The organism is Pseudomonas salomonii, assembly GCF_900107155.1.
Taxonomy (GTDB): domain Bacteria; phylum Pseudomonadota; class Gammaproteobacteria; order Pseudomonadales; family Pseudomonadaceae; genus Aquipseudomonas; species Aquipseudomonas salomonii.
In genome coordinates this window covers 98,832-112,469 of the sequence record NZ_FNOX01000005.1, presented here as the reverse complement: position 1 = coordinate 112,469, position 13,638 = coordinate 98,832, and the positions used below count along the sequence as shown (strand labels likewise).

The 13,638-nt window shown below is 60.7% G+C and carries 15 protein-coding genes; 1 reads left to right on the top strand and 14 read right to left on the bottom strand.

Annotation, left to right across the window (positions count from 1 at the left end; translation table 11 throughout):
- Window positions 1–11 precede the first annotated feature (11 nt).
- The gene (locus BLV67_RS12985; protein ID WP_069787983.1) at window positions 12–1,217 is read right to left on the bottom strand and encodes an acetyl-CoA C-acetyltransferase; all 1,206 of its coding nucleotides are present in this window, start codon (window positions 1,215–1,217) and stop codon (window positions 12–14) included.
- Window positions 1,218–1,865: 648 nt separating this feature from the next.
- Between BLV67_RS12985 and BLV67_RS12980 the strand changes: the two genes are divergently transcribed.
- A complete protein-coding gene (locus BLV67_RS12980) occupies window positions 1,866–2,672 on the top strand; it encodes a c-type cytochrome (protein WP_069787982.1) in 807 nt (268 codons plus the stop codon).
- 129 nt (window positions 2,673–2,801) lie between these two features.
- Here BLV67_RS12980 and BLV67_RS12975 read toward each other — a convergent pair whose 3' ends face one another.
- The 13 genes from BLV67_RS12975 to BLV67_RS12915 all read right to left on the bottom strand — a co-directional run bounded on the left by BLV67_RS12975 (window position 2,802) and on the right by BLV67_RS12915 (window position 13,637).
- Entirely contained in the window at window positions 2,802–3,605 is an 804-nt protein-coding gene (locus tag BLV67_RS12975; protein WP_065929922.1) for a transglutaminase family protein, read from the bottom strand.
- A complete protein-coding gene (locus tag BLV67_RS12970) occupies window positions 3,602–4,552 on the bottom strand; it encodes an alpha-E domain-containing protein (RefSeq protein ID WP_056861611.1) in 951 nt (316 codons plus the stop codon). The genes BLV67_RS12975 and BLV67_RS12970 overlap by 4 nt, the downstream gene beginning before the upstream one ends.
- Before the next feature lie 3 nt (window positions 4,553–4,555).
- A complete protein-coding gene (locus tag BLV67_RS12965) occupies window positions 4,556–5,965 on the bottom strand; it encodes a circularly permuted type 2 ATP-grasp protein (protein WP_069787981.1) in 1,410 nt (469 codons plus the stop codon).
- A 414-nt stretch (window positions 5,966–6,379) separates the two neighbouring features.
- Window positions 6,380–6,721 carry a ribonuclease E inhibitor RraB gene (locus BLV67_RS12960; RefSeq protein ID WP_003193463.1) on the bottom strand — a complete coding sequence of 114 codons (342 nt, stop codon included), beginning with the start codon at window positions 6,719–6,721 and terminating at the stop codon, window positions 6,380–6,382.
- A gap of 213 nt (window positions 6,722–6,934) precedes the next feature.
- Window positions 6,935–7,171, bottom strand: a complete 237-nt coding sequence (locus BLV67_RS12955) for a hypothetical protein (protein ID WP_026013791.1) — start codon at window positions 7,169–7,171, stop codon at window positions 6,935–6,937.
- Between the two features lie 103 nt (window positions 7,172–7,274).
- Window positions 7,275–7,880 carry an START domain-containing protein gene (locus tag BLV67_RS12950; RefSeq protein ID WP_065929924.1) on the bottom strand — a complete coding sequence of 202 codons (606 nt, stop codon included), beginning with the start codon at window positions 7,878–7,880 and terminating at the stop codon, window positions 7,275–7,277.
- Between the two features lie 41 nt (window positions 7,881–7,921).
- The gene (locus BLV67_RS12945) at window positions 7,922–8,176 is read right to left on the bottom strand and encodes a YkgJ family cysteine cluster protein (RefSeq protein ID WP_017138333.1); all 255 of its coding nucleotides are present in this window, start codon (window positions 8,174–8,176) and stop codon (window positions 7,922–7,924) included.
- 161 nt (window positions 8,177–8,337) lie between these two features.
- Entirely contained in the window at window positions 8,338–8,829 is a 492-nt protein-coding gene (locus BLV67_RS12940) for a translation initiation factor 2 (RefSeq protein WP_069787980.1), read from the bottom strand.
- A gap of 115 nt (window positions 8,830–8,944) precedes the next feature.
- A complete protein-coding gene (locus BLV67_RS12935; RefSeq protein ID WP_017138335.1) occupies window positions 8,945–10,384 on the bottom strand; it encodes an aminotransferase-like domain-containing protein in 1,440 nt (479 codons plus the stop codon).
- 256 nt (window positions 10,385–10,640) lie between these two features.
- On the bottom strand, window positions 10,641–11,456 hold the full coding sequence (locus BLV67_RS12930) for an OmpA family protein (protein ID WP_069787979.1): 816 nt from the start codon (window positions 11,454–11,456) through the stop codon (window positions 10,641–10,643).
- Window positions 11,453–11,815, bottom strand: coding sequence for a DUF4398 domain-containing protein (locus tag BLV67_RS12925; protein ID WP_069787978.1), 363 nt, complete (start codon window positions 11,813–11,815; stop codon window positions 11,453–11,455). The genes BLV67_RS12930 and BLV67_RS12925 overlap by 4 nt, the downstream gene beginning before the upstream one ends.
- A gap of 9 nt (window positions 11,816–11,824) precedes the next feature.
- On the bottom strand, window positions 11,825–12,634 hold the full coding sequence (locus tag BLV67_RS12920; RefSeq protein ID WP_069788028.1) for a substrate-binding periplasmic protein: 810 nt from the start codon (window positions 12,632–12,634) through the stop codon (window positions 11,825–11,827).
- A 73-nt stretch (window positions 12,635–12,707) separates the two neighbouring features.
- Window positions 12,708–13,637, bottom strand: a complete 930-nt coding sequence (locus BLV67_RS12915; protein ID WP_069787977.1) for an electron transfer flavoprotein subunit alpha/FixB family protein — start codon at window positions 13,635–13,637, stop codon at window positions 12,708–12,710.
- Window position 13,638 lies beyond the last annotated feature (1 nt).

Sequence of the window (13,638 nt, the reverse complement as noted above, 5' to 3'; positions counted from 1 at the left end):
ATTCCTTGGGCTCAGAGGCGTTCGATGATGGTGGCGATACCCATGCCACCGCCGACACACAGGGTGGCCAGGCCGTAGCGCTGCTGGCGCACTTCCAGCTCGTCGAGCAGGGTGCCGAGAATCGCGCAGCCGGTGGCGCCCAGCGGGTGGCCCATGGCGATGGAGCCGCCATTGACGTTGACTCGGGCGGGGTCGACCCCCATGTCTTTGATGAACTTGAGGACCACGGAAGCAAACGCTTCGTTGACCTCGAACAGGTCGATGTCTTCAACGCGCAGACCGGCTTTGGCCAACGCCTTGCGCGTCGCCGGTGCGGGGCCGATGAGCATGATGGTCGGGTCGGTGCTGGTGACTGCCGTGGCGACGATGCGCGCCCGCGGTTGCAGGCCCAGCTCGCGGCCCTTGGCCTCGGAGCCGATCAGCATCAACGCGGCGCCGTCGACGATGCCGGAGCTGTTGCCCGGCGTGTGTACATGGTGGATACGCTCCACATGGCTGTAGACCCGCAACGCAGTGGCATCGAAACCCATCTGGCCCATCATTTCGAAACTCGGTTTGAGCTTGCCGAGGCCTTCGAGGGTGGAGTCGCTACGGATAAATTCGTCGTGGTCCAGCAGCACAATACCGTTCTGGTCCTGCACCGCGATCAGCGACTTGTTGAAGGAACCGTCCGCACGAGCCCTGGCCGCTTTCTGCTGGGACTGTAGGGCGAAGGTGTCGACGTCCTGGCGGGTGAAGCCTTCCAGTGTGGCGATCAGGTCCGCGCCGATGCCCTGAGGCGTGAAGTGGCTGTGCAGATTGGTCTGCGGGTCGAGCACCCAGGCGCCGCCGTCGCTGCCCATGGGCACGCGGGACATGGACTCGACACCGCCGACCACCACCAGGTCTTCGAAGCCCGAGCGCACTTTCATTGCGCCAAGGTTCACCGCTTCCAGGCCCGAGGCGCAGAAGCGATTGATCTGCACACCCGCGACGCTGACGTCCCAGTCGGCCACCAGCGCGGCGGTCTTGGCGATATCGGCGCCCTGGTCGCCCACCGGGGTGACGCAGCCGAGGACGATGTCATCCACCTGGCGCGTGTCGAGGTCGCTGCGTTGCGCCAGCGCCGTCAGCAGGCCCGCCACCAGGTTGACCGGTTTGACGCTGTGCAGGGCACCATCGGCCTTGCCTTTGCCACGGGGCGTACGTATCGCATCAAAGATCAAAGCTTGGGTCATGACATCCTCGAGCAGCCAGTGCGTGTGTGCCTACCTTCAGGCCCGATTGACACGGTTTCAATGACGGATGCGCTCATTGCTTTTGACCCCCTCGCTCGGACGAACGGTAGGCAGCTATGGGAAACCGCTGATTAATCGTTTTAGCTGTCTAGCCCTAGGGCTGGCGCCAAGATGGCAATAAGCCTCATGCCGTTTTTAGCGCAAATACTGATTAGCTGATATGAAATGGATCTAAGCCGCGAAGAACGAGGGCTCTAAGGTTGAATCAGTAGGAAGCTGCTGCCGGGTTTTGCTGGGGCAGTTGTAAGAAAAGTGCAACGTCACATCGCGATACTGAAATACATCGGCACGCATTTGACGCTCAGGAATAACAACAAAAGGCAGTCAGCCATGTTTAAACATTCGAAAGTACGTCAGGCGGGACTTATTCTGTTCGCCACCACACTGATTCTGATCTTGCCCAATTTAACCAAGGTTATCGGGTGACGATTAAGCCTCCGGATTCCGTGCACACACAGCATCAGGACTGCAGTTTTTGGCAGCACCTGCCGGGACATTGCGCATAGCGGTCCTGTTGCAGGGGCTGTCTTTTTGCGTGCAGATTTCCGCTATCGTAGGCGTCATCGCCACTTCGAACCGGGCTGTCCCTTGAAACCAATCCTTGCCATCCTCGCTTTGCTGTTGGCCCTGCCGGCAACGGCCGCGCAATTGACCATCGAACTCGACCACACCCGCAAGACCTGGCAGACCGCCGACCTGCTCAAGCACCCGGATGCGCAGACGGTGCAGATCGTCGATGACGTTTCCTACAAGCGCACTATGACCTATCGCGCCGTGCCGCTGGCCTCTCTCCTGCAGGGACTCAAGCCTGCGAACCCTCTGCAAGCCGTGGCCCTGGATGGATTTGCCGCCGAACTCACCGCTGCGCCGTTGCTGGAGAAACACGGCGCCCGCGCCTGGCTGGCAGTCGAAGACCCGGCCCAGCCATGGCCTGCGCTGGCAGACGGCAAACCGAGTGCCGGGCCCTTCTACTTGGTATGGACCGACCCACAAGCCGGGCACATCAGCCCTGAACAGTGGCCGTTCCAGGTGTCCGCGATCAAGCAATTGAAGACGGTGGCTGAGCGTTTTCCGGCGCTGTTGCCCGACCCGAAGCTGGCGGCGAATGACCCGGTCAATCAGGGCTTTGCGCTGTTCCAGAAGAATTGCCTGGCGTGTCATCGGCTTAATGGCGCCGGTGATGCGCAGGTGGGGCCGGACCTGAATATTCCCTACAACCCCACCGAGTATTTCAGCGGGGATTTCCTCAAGCGCTACATTCGCGACCCGCAGAGCTTGCGGCATTGGCCACAGGCGAAGATGCCGGCGTTCGCCGCCAGCGTACTGCCGGACGGCGAGCTGGATTTGCTGGTGGGGTACCTGAAGCATATGGCGGGGCGTAAACAGCAACCCTGAACCTTGCGAACATCCCTTGTGGGAGCGGGCTTGCTCGCGAAAGCGGTGGGTCAGTCAGCCTGACTATTGCTGAACCACCGCATTCGCGAGCAAGCCCGCTCCCACATTTGATCAGCTTCGTTCTGGAGATTATTGCTGCTGCACCGAAACCACCGGCGTCGGCGCAACGAACACCTTGGCATGCATCTGCTCATGCCCGCCGCCTCTGCGCATGCCGCGCACCGGGCAGGCGTCGAGGTAATCCAACCCCACCGCCAGTTTCAAATGCCGCTCCGGTCGGGCCAGTTGGTTGGTCACGTCAAAACTGTACCAGGCGTCATCCAGCCAGGCTTCGGCCCAGGCGTGGCTGGCCAGGTGCGTGCTGTCTTCGGTGTACAAATACCCCGACACATACCTTGCAGGAATCCCCAGGCTGCGTGCGCAGGCCAGGAACGCATGGGTGTGGTCCTGGCAAACGCCCGCCCGACCGGCAAAGGCCTGGGCGGCGCAGGTGTCGACTTCGGTGGCGCCGGGCGTGTAGACCATGGTTTGGTTGAGCGCGTGCATCAGGTCGATCAACGCGCTGCGGTCGCGACGTTGCCGGCAGTGCTGTTGCGCAAACCCAAGCAAGGCTTCATCGGGTTCTGTCAGGCGTGTACTGCGCAGAAACGGGAATGCTGACTGGCTCTCGTGTTCGGCCTCGCGCAATTCGTCGATATCCACTTGGCCACGGGCGCCAATGATGATCGCATCGTGGGGCTCATCCAGGGTCAGCACGTGCAGGATATTGCCGAACGGGTCGACTTGCGCGCGCACCGGGCGCGGCAAGTCCAGCTGCCAGCTGATCACATGCTGGCGCTCGCTGTCGTGGGGCGTGAGGCGCAGGTACTGAATGCTGGCGCGCACCTGGTCCTCGTAGTGGTAGGTGGTTTCGTGGCTGATGGAGAGTCTCATGCGGCCTCCAGGTAGGAACTGTAAATGGCGTCGCCCAACTGGCGCACCAAGGGGATGAAGTCGGTCAGCCAGGCGTGCAGGCCTTCCTCGAGGATTTCGTCAATCGCAGTAAAACGCAGGCGCGCGTCCATCTCGGCGGCCAGGCGCTGGGCCGGGCGGCCGTTGATGCCCGGCAGGCTGGCGAGTATCTGGTCGATCTCTTCGCTGCACGCCCTTAACGAGCGCGGGACGTCGGCGCGCAGCAACAATAATTCAGCCACTTGCCGAGCGCCGGGCGCGTCGCGGTAGATCTCGGTGTAGGCCTCGAACGACGACAAGGCGCGCAGCAAGGCGCTCCACTGATAGTAGGCGTGGGCCGTGCCGTCGGTGACGGCGGCGGCTTGGTCGCCGGCCATTTCGTAGCGCGCATCGAGCAGCCGCAAGGTGTTGTCGGCACGCTCAATAAAGGTGCCCAGGCGAATAAAGCGGAACGCGTCGTTACGCATGATGGTGCCGTAAGTGGCGCCGCGGAACAGGTGCGAGCGCTCCTTGACCCATTCACAAAACCGGCTCATGCCGTAACGGCTCAGCCCTTGCCGGGCGATATCGCGAATATCCAGCCAAGTGGCGTTGATGTTTTCCCACATGTCAGCGGTAATTCGCCCACGTACCGCATGGGCGCTGGCCCGCGCGGCGCCGAGGCAGCTGTAGATGCTCGCCGGGTTGGCCGCGTCCAGCGCGAAAAAGTGCAGCAGGCGCTCGGCATGCAACTCGCCGTGACGCGCGTGGTAATCGTCCAGAGTGCCGGTGATCAGCAGCGGCATGGCCAGTTCGTGCAGGCCATCACCGCGCCCGTCCTGGGGCATCAGCGACAGCGAATAGCTGACATCGAGCATGCGCGCGAGGTTTTCCGCGCGCTCCAGATAGCGCGACATCCAGTACAAATCCGAGGCAGTTCTACTCAACATGGTTCAATCCTCGACCACCCAGGTGTCTTTGGTGCCGCCGCCCTGGGACGAGTTGACCACCAGCGAGCCTTCGCGCAGCGCCACACGGGTCAGGCCGCCGGGGACCACGCGGGTTTCCTTGCCGGACAACACGAATGGGCGCAGGTCGATATGCCGTGGCGCGATGCCGTTTTCAACAAAGGTCGGGCAGGTGGACAAACACAGGGTCGGCTGGGCGATATAGGCGTGGGGCTTGGCCTTGATGCGCGCGCGGAAGGCTTCGATTTCCGCCGCCGTGGCGGCCGGCCCCACCAGCATGCCGTAGCCGCCGGAGCCTTGGGTTTCCTTGACCACCAGGTCCGGCAGGTTGGCCAGCACATGGGACAATTCATCGTGCTTGCGGCATTGAAAGGTCGGCACGTTCTGCAGAATGGGCTCTTCATCCAGGTAAAAACGGATCATCTCGGTGACAAACGGGTACACCGATTTGTCATCCGCGACCCCGGTGCCGATCGCATTGGCCAGCACCACATTGCCCGAGCGGTACGCGGCCAGCAGGCCGGGCACGCCGAGCATCGAGTCGGGGTTGAAGGCCAGCGGGTCGAGGAACGCGTCGTCGAGGCGACGGTAGATCACGTCCACCGCCTTGGGGCCGTCGGTGGTGCGCATGAACACACGGTCATCACGCACGAACAGGTCGGCGCCCTCCACCAGTTCCACGCCCATCTCACGCGCCAAAAAGGCATGCTCGAAAAACGCACTGTTAAAACGCCCCGGCGTCAGCACCACCACGCTGGGGTTATCCAGCGGGCTTGAGCTTTTGAGGGTGTCGAGCAGCAGGTTGGGGTAATGGTCGATGGGCGCAATGCGCTGGGCCGCAAACAGTTCGGGGAACAGGCGCATCATCATCTTGCGGTCTTCGAGCATGTAGCTCACACCGCTCGGCGTGCGCAAATTGTCTTCCAGCACGTAGTACGTGCCGTCGCCATCGCGTACGAGGTCGACACCGGAGATGTGCGAATACAGATCACGGTGCAGGTTCAAGCCCTGCATGGCCAGTTGGTATTGGTCATTGGCCAGCACTTGTTCGGCGGGGATGATGCCGGCCTTGATGATGCGCTGCTCGTGGTACAGGTCGGCGAGGAACAGGTTCAGCGCCTTGACCCGTTGAATGCAGCCACGCTCGACCATTCGCCATTCGCTGGCGGGAATGCTGCGCGGGATGGTGTCAAACGGGATCAGGCGCTCGGTGCCTTGCTCGTCCCCGTAAAGGGTGAAGGTGATGCCGGCGCGGTGGAACAGCAAATCGGCTTCACGCCGACGTTGCGCCAGCAATTCAGCCGGCGTGTCGGCCAACCAGCGGGCGAACTCGCGGTAATGGGGCCGGACCTGGCCTGCCCCGTCGTACATTTCATCGTAATAAGTGCGGGTCATGCCGTACTCCTTGTCACTCGGACGCAAGCAGTGTTGCAAGGCTCGCGCCATCGGCATAAACACTTAAAAATCAGTGAGTTGAATAAACAACGGATTCCGCCCGCACCTTCCTGGTGCGCAGAATGCCCGCCGTCACGCCCCGCGCTTCATCACAATGCGGGTTTTGACTATCAACAGCATAGTCAGAGTTGATTTCACTGCCCGCCCCGCCTCGCGGATAATCACCTCCATCGGCTGAACAGGACGCGTCCTACAGCTTCAGCGAACCGCTCTTCCCTTTGGGCCACCCTGTTTGGGTGGCTTTTTTTTGGTGCAAGAAAACTGGGGGACAGGGTTGGGAGATTTCATACAGCACACACAAAATCGGCCGACCCGAAGGTCAGCCGATACGCTGCTTTACTCATCACAATTGCACTACATGGGTAACCCACGCACCTCCTGCTTGACGCCCCATCCTTCGATGATGCCGCCCAGCGGTTCCACCACCGCTTCAAAGTCTTGCTCGAAGTCTCCTATGCCATCGTAGGTTGCGAACATGATTTTGCTCAACTCCAGGTACCAGGCGCCGTCATCGCGCGCGCTGACCTGAGCATTCAGGGATTCCCCGCGAAAGCGACCCGCAGCCCTGCGCGCACGTTCCTCATCCGGGAAAATGGCGTAGAACTCGATGGGGTGAAAACGCGAGAAGTCGAACCCGCCTTCTTTCATCCGGCGCAGTACGTTGGTGCTGATGTCTTCTTGATAGGCTGTGCTCATGAAACGTCCTCCTCAAACCGATGGATAGACTTTCCGTGCTTCCCGAAGCCCGCGCCCTACTGACGCGGGTACTACGGCAATAACAACACCGAGGGAAAACAAGCATGTAGCTGACAAGACCAGACCTTAGCGATTCATTCGCTGATCTCAATTGCAGAGTAGCGCGAAGCTATCACCTCCACCAGAGGGGTTTCGTGGTCCTACAGGAAATGTTCAGGCGGCGGGTGAGATGTCGAGGATCTGGATGCTGTTCTGATCTTTGAGGATCTTGACCGTAGGCTCGGGCTTGCGGCCCTCCAGGTCATTGAGGTCAAGTTCGGCGGCCACGGGCACCAGCTTGTTGCGGATCATGTGCGCCGCGTCTTCGAGGCTGGGCTTTTGCGCGCAGGCGAACTGCTCCACGGTCTTTACACCGTGATCATCTACGAAGGTAATCTGCCACGTTTGCATCGGTGCCTCCTCGATAAAGCCCATGTGTGGGCTCACATCTATCTGGACCTTGAGCGGTCGGCAAACGTTCCACTCAAGGCCTGAGGCACCGGATCAACTGCGCTTATTTTTCAGCGTGTTCTTTCAAGGCTTTCAAGGTGTTAAACGGTGCGTCGACCACGAACTTGTTGGCCAGCCATGAGGGCACGCTGCCGCCTGGCTCGGTGTGCACCTGGTAGGTGACTTCGGTCTGGTTATCGCCTTTGGGCACCAGTTTCCAGTAACCGTCTACCTGGGCTACACGCACGTAACCTTTAACTTCGGGCTGGTAGGTCGGCACTTCCAGCAGCTTGCGCGTCACGGTGCCGTCGGCGGCCTTGGAGGTGGTGATCTCAAGGATCGAGTCGCGGTCGGTCACCGGGAACGGCGCCTTGAACTGGGTGTAGGTCCAGCTTTTGTCGCCTTCGGTCTTGAGCAGTTTTTGCGACTTGCATTCGTGAATCCAGGCGCAGGCGCCGGCCACGTCTTCCTGCAGGGCCTGGATCTTGGCGATGGGGGCCTTGATCACGGTGACACCGCGATAAGCCTTGTACTTGGAGCCGGCGATTTCGCTCAAGGACACTTTGATACCGTCTTCGTCCTTGGCGACTTGCCAATCTTCAGCCTGGGCAGTGGCAGCAAACAACACCGTAAAACCGCACAACACAGCCAATCGTTTCAGCGAACCCATTGTTGTATTCCTTATTTTTGAAGTTCCGATAGTAAAGCCCATCAAGCCGCCGTCATCTGCTCCCACCAGCCGATCAAACGGATCGCATCGGCCTGATCGTTGCCGCACACCTCAAGGTCTGCCTTGAAATCACTGCACACCGCCGGCCGCTCCGGTTGCCCGAACAGCTGGCATAGCTGTTCGACCGACAGGTGCAGGCAACGTTCTCCCGCCGGTTTGCCATTGGGCATTCCCGGTAACGGCGAACTGATGGAGGGGGCAATGCAGCATGCGCCACAGCCTTCACGGCATTTCATGACCAGCAGGTCCTCGACGACTCAATGTGGATGGCCGGGCTAGAGTACGCCCTTAAACAGCCGTTTTAAAATGGTCTAACAGGGGTTTTTCGCACAAAACAAAAGTGACCGACCAGTCTGCGACAGATGGTCGAAGGCGTACGTCACCCAAGCGCGCAATTTTATTGCTTGAACTCGAAATCCAGCGCCGCGCCTTCGATGTCGCGGCGCTCTTCGTTACGCAGTTGCAACTGCATTTGGTTGCTGAGCAGGCGGCCATTGATCTGGAACGCGCTGTTGTCGGTGGGCTTTTCCGCAAACATCGGCGGCAACAGCGGCACGCTCTTGGGTTTAGGCATGGTGCCGATGGGTTGCAAGTGCCTGACCATTTCGGTTGGCAGGGACAGGTCCAACTGTGCCGGTGGCAGTTTGGTCTGGGCCACTTCGTGGGCAGATTTGGATTTGCTCGCCATCGGTGCACGTTTTTTCACGACGGCGGTTTTTTTCTTGGCCGCCGGGGCTTTTTTAGCCAACGCCGGTTTCTTCGCGGGAGCCTTCTGCTCGGTGCTGGCGGTGGGCTTGCTTTGAGTCACGGGGGCTGCCGCCAGGACGGTGCCGACGTTACACAGGCTTAACAGGCCAATCACCACAACAGCGCGAAAAATAGAGGTCATATTGCCTACAGCATTAACGGCAGAAGGCCATATGCTCGCTTGTTGAGCGCGGCATGACAACCCTTGTGATCAGCCGGCCAATGTGAGTGTCCCCTTTTCGCGCCTCAGCCCAGGTTCAAAATCCGGCCGCAGTTTCCTGGCACAATTGGCTGGCCAACATCCCCAACGTCATCAGCGCTCGCTCTGCCTCGCGGTTCCACGGCGTGCCGCAGTTAAGCCGAATACAGTGGTTGAACTGTTCCGTATTACTGAAGATGACGCCCGGTGCGATGCTGATGCCCTGCTGCAGTGCGCGCACGTGCAGTTCCTGGGTATTAACCCTTCCCGGCAAACTGACCCACAGGATAAAGCCGCCGGTCGGGCGGGTCATCTGCGTGCCTTCGGGGAAATACTGCTGCACCGCCAGCTGGAAGGCGCTGAGGTTCTTGCGGTATTCCTGGCGGATGTAGCGCAGGTGCCGGTCATAGCCACCGTTTTCCAGGTACGCCGCCACGCCCATCTGCGTCACGCTGCACGCCGAGTGGGTGCTGAACATCTGCAGCCGCTGGATTTCCTGCTGGTACTTGCCGGCGATCATCCAGCCGATGCGCACGCCAGGCGACAAGGTCTTGGAGAAACTCGAACAGTAGATCACCCGGTCCAGGCGGTCATAGGCTTTAAGGGCCTTGGTACGACCCAGCTCGAACATCAGCTCGCCGTAGATATCGTCCTCAACAATTTGAATATCGAAATCCGAGGCCAGGCGCAGCAACTGTTTCTGCCGCTCCTCGGGCATGGTCGCGCCCAGCGGGTTGCTCAGGCGCGTGGTCAGCACCAGGGCCTTGATCGACCATTGGTTGGCCGCCAGTTGCAGCGCCTCAAGGCTCATGCCCGTCGCCGGGTCGCTGGGGATCTCGATGACCTTGAGGCCCAGCAGGTCGGCCAGTTGCAGCAAACCGTAATAGGTCGGTGATTCAGCCGCGATCAAGTCGCCTGGGCGCGTCAGCACGCGCAACGACATCTGCAACGCATCAACGCACCCGTGGGTGATCACCACTTCGGAAGGGTCCACCACCACGCCGGCATCACGCATGCGAATCGCCACCTGGCGGCGCAGCGGCTCGAAACCGGGGCTGAACATGTAGCTGAAGGCCCGCGGGCTCTGGAAACGCGTGACCTTGGCCAGTTGCTGGTGCAACGCCCGCACCGGCAAGTAGTCGACACTCGGCACGGCCGCGCCCAGCGGGAACACCCCTTCGCGGCGCGACTCGACCAATACTTGCTGGATAATGCTGCTGCGCGTGACCAACCCCGGACGCTCAACCCGGGCGATATCCGGCGTCGGCGCCGTGAGTGCAGGCGTCTGGTGCACGTAATAACCCGACTGCGGCCGTGCACGAATCAGCCCCTGGTCTTCCAGGTTGGCGTAGGCCTGCAACACCGTGGCGTGGCTGACGTTGAGCTGTGAGCTCATCTTGCGCACCGAAGGCACACGTTCGCCGGGTTGATAAACACCGCGCCGGATGTCCTCAGCCAGTTGCTGGGCGATACGTTGGTAAAGCAACAGATTGGTCATGACGCAGCACTCGATTTCACGGGTATTTTATTTTTGTGTGAAACATACCGGCACAGTTTAGAAGTGTACGGGGACAGTTGCCACAATAGTCGAGCGCGGGCGGCAGTGATAGAGAAAACTGTAGGGGTATAAGTCGGACAAAAAAGTGGGAGCGGGCTTGCTCGCGAATACGGCGAATCAGCCAGCACATGCATTGACTGACAAGCCGCATTCGCGAGCAAGCCCGCTCCCACATTTTGATCTGCGTCAGGCGTTATTAGCGAGCGGCGCCCAGCTGGCCTTTTTCGTCGGAGAACACAATTTCCACCCGGCGGTTCTGCGCGCGGCCGCGCTCTGAAGCGTTGGCCTCGACCGGGTACTGGTCACCGTAGCCCTCGACCTGGATGCGTTTTTCATCAATCCCCAGGTCCATCAGCACGTCAGCCACCGATTGCGCACGGTCGCGGGACAGCTTGAGGTTCTCCTGCTCGCCACCGGTGTTGTCGGTGTAACCCTCAATGCGCACCACGCGCTTGGGGTTCAACTGCAGGAACTGCACGATCTTCAGCACGGTGCGATTGGCCGAGTTTTGCAGCTCGGCGTCACCGGTGTCGAACAACACATCGCCCAATGTCATGACCAGGCCGCGATTGGTCTGGGTGGTGGTCAGGCTGGCGATTTGCTCTTCGAGCCATTTGCCCTGCTGCTGCACGCTGGCCAACTTGCTCTCACGCAGGGCCAGTTGCAGGCGCTGGCGTTCCAGTTCCAGCTTGGTGCCGCGTTCGGCATTGAGCCCGTGCTCGGTGTGTTCGCGGGCGATCTCACTGTAGCGCTGGCTCAGGTAGGCGTAATGCACCACGTCCGGGCCGCTGCCCCAGTAGCTGGACAAGCGATCGGCGCGGGCCAGGGATTCGCCGGCGCGAATCACGTCTTTGGGCGCAAAGCGCAGCACATTCGCGTCTTCCTTGACCTTCTGGAAGTCGCTGCTGGCTTGTTGCAGTGCCTGCTCGCTGTTGGGATGGCTGGCGCAACCGCCCAACGCCACGCTGCCCAGCAGCAACACACCACTCAAACCACGGATCAGCGGGCTCATTGGGCTTCTCCCAGCTGCAATTGTTTGCGCAGGCGAGCGATGCGGGTATTGAGCACGTTCAGTTGTTCCTGGCTTTTGCGCGTCAATACCCGCGCTTCAGCCAGGCGCGCGTCCAACTCGGCCTGTTCGGCCTGCATGCGCGCATCCTTATAAGATTGGTCGGCCATGTCGGCCCGCGCTTTGGCGAACTTGTCTTCAGCCAGTTTCAGTTCAGGCGATTCATCGGTGCTGGCGCCTACGGCATTGGCCTGCTGCAAGGCCTGCTGGGTGAGGCGTATTTGTTCATTCGGCGCAGGATCAGCTGCACATCCCGCCAGAGCGACAACGGCGAGGGCCGCGAAAAGAGGTCGAAGAGTCACTGAAAATCCTTACTTTGCTGGGGTGCCGACGGGTTGCTGCAATTGCGCTTTCCAGCGGTCGAGGTTGCGCTGCAAGGCCGCTTGCGCGACACCGGACGCGGGTAATTCTGTCATCTTTTTCGCCAGCTGTCCGCGCAGCCACGGATCGTTGCAGGCGGAGTTGTGGAAAATCGCCAGGTACAGGCCGGGCTGGTCGACGGGTATTTCGCGGGCGACCAGGTCGTTGCTCATGCCCAGCGTCTGGGCCATGGCCATGCCCGAGTAGCGCCCGGCCAGCACGTAGTCGACTTCACCCAACAGCAGTTTCTGGAACGCCGGAGTCAAGCTGGGCAGACGTTGCAGGCTCAGCTGTTGAGCGGCGAAGGCGTCGAAACCAACGCTCAAGCGCGCACGCTCGGAGACCGCGCCTTTATGCCCGTGCAAGTCTTCAGCGCGGGTGTAAACCAGCGGCGAATCCTTGCGCGTCCACACCAGGTAGTCGATCTGCACCAGCGCCGGGTGGATGTAGTCGAGGGTTTCCAGCTCGCCAAGGTTCAGCGGCGCATCGGCGAGAATATCCATGCGCCCGCTGCGCACTTCATCCAGGGCCGAGGAGCGTTTGCCGCCGTAGAGCAGGTCGATTTTAACGCCCAGGTCCTTGCCGACTTGTTGCAGTACATCGGCGGTGGCGCCGATCAGGTGCGTTGGGTCTTGAGGGTCACGCCAGAGCAAAGGCGGCGCGTCCGGGCTGCCGGTAATCACCAGGCGCTCACACTTGCCGGCGGCCAGCGCAAGGCTTGGCAGCAGTGAAAGGGCCAGCAATACGGGACGCAGTTCCATGGCGAGGTTCTCCAGCAAGTCAAAAAAAAACCCGGTCACAAGGACCGGGCTCTTTATAAGTGAAGCGGCTGGATTAGACCAGCTTCTCCAACTCGGGTACGGCTTCGAACAAGTCTGCCACCAGGCCGTAATCAGCCACCTGGAAGATGGGTGCTTCTTCGTCCTTGTTGATCGCAACGATCACTTTGGAGTCTTTCATACCGGCCAGGTGCTGGATCGCGCCGGAGATACCGACGGCGATGTACAGCTGTGGCGCAACGATTTTGCCGGTCTGGCCGACCTGCATGTCGTTGGGTACGAAACCTGCGTCGACGGCCGCGCGGGAAGCGCCGACCGCAGCGCCCAGCTTGTCGGCCAGGGCGTACAGGTGCTTGAAGTTGTCACCGTTCTGCATGCCACGACCGCCGGAAACGACGATTTTGGCAGCGGTCAGCTCAGGGCGATCCGACTTGGCCAGCTCTTCGCCAACAAAGCTGGAGGTGCCGGCGTCGTGGGCAGCGGAGACGGCTTCAACGGCAGCCGAACCACCTTCAGCGGCAACCGGGTCGAAACCGGTGGCACGCACGGTGATGACTTTGACCGAAGCGTTGGACTGTACGGTGGCGATGGCATTACCGGCGTAGATCGGGCGCTTGAAGGTGTCAGCGCTTTCAACCGAGATGATCTCGGAGATCTGGTCAACGTCCAGCTGCGCGGCAACGCGTGGCAGGATGTTTTTGCCGTTGGACGTGGCGGCAGCCAGGATGTGGCTGTAGCCAGCGCCAAGCTCAGCAATGAGCGGGGCAACGTTTTCCGGCAACTGATGCGCGTAAGCAGCATTGTCAGCGTTCAGGACTTTGCTCACGCCCGCGATTTTCGCAGCGGCTTCAGCCACGGCGCCAGCGCCCTGGCCAGCTACCAGTACGTGAATGTCGCCACCGATTTTGGCTGCGGCAGCAACAGTGTTAAGGGTGGCCGGGGCCAGCACCTTGTTGTCGTGTTCGGCGATTACGAGGATAGCCATG

What these genes read in the sequence shown, in the direction of transcription:
- BLV67_RS12985 (WP_069787983.1), bottom strand. Translation starts at nt 1,217, where the DNA reads ATGACCCAAGCTTTGATCTTTGATGCGATACGTACGCCCCGTGGCAAA.
- BLV67_RS12975 (WP_065929922.1), bottom strand. Translation starts at nt 3,605, where the DNA reads ATGAGACTCTCCATCAGCCACGAAACCACCTACCACTACGAGGACCAG.
- BLV67_RS12970 (WP_056861611.1), bottom strand. Translation starts at nt 4,552, where the DNA reads ATGTTGAGTAGAACTGCCTCGGATTTGTACTGGATGTCGCGCTATCTG.
- BLV67_RS12965 (WP_069787981.1), bottom strand. Translation starts at nt 5,965, where the DNA reads ATGACCCGCACTTATTACGATGAAATGTACGACGGGGCAGGCCAGGTC.
- BLV67_RS12960 (WP_003193463.1), bottom strand. Translation starts at nt 6,721, where the DNA reads ATGAGCACAGCCTATCAAGAAGACATCAGCACCAACGTACTGCGCCGG.
- BLV67_RS12955 (WP_026013791.1), bottom strand. Translation starts at nt 7,171, where the DNA reads ATGCAAACGTGGCAGATTACCTTCGTAGATGATCACGGTGTAAAGACC.
- BLV67_RS12950 (WP_065929924.1), bottom strand. Translation starts at nt 7,880, where the DNA reads ATGGGTTCGCTGAAACGATTGGCTGTGTTGTGCGGTTTTACGGTGTTG.
- BLV67_RS12945 (WP_017138333.1), bottom strand. Translation starts at nt 8,176, where the DNA reads ATGAAATGCCGTGAAGGCTGTGGCGCATGCTGCATTGCCCCCTCCATC.
- BLV67_RS12940 (WP_069787980.1), bottom strand. Translation starts at nt 8,829, where the DNA reads ATGACCTCTATTTTTCGCGCTGTTGTGGTGATTGGCCTGTTAAGCCTG.
- BLV67_RS12935 (WP_017138335.1), bottom strand. Translation starts at nt 10,384, where the DNA reads ATGACCAATCTGTTGCTTTACCAACGTATCGCCCAGCAACTGGCTGAG.
- BLV67_RS12930 (WP_069787979.1), bottom strand. Translation starts at nt 11,456, where the DNA reads ATGAGCCCGCTGATCCGTGGTTTGAGTGGTGTGTTGCTGCTGGGCAGC.
- BLV67_RS12920 (WP_069788028.1), bottom strand. Translation starts at nt 12,634, where the DNA reads ATGGAACTGCGTCCCGTATTGCTGGCCCTTTCACTGCTGCCAAGCCTT.
- BLV67_RS12915 (WP_069787977.1), bottom strand. Translation starts at nt 13,637, where the DNA reads ATGGCTATCCTCGTAATCGCCGAACACGACAACAAGGTGCTGGCCCCG.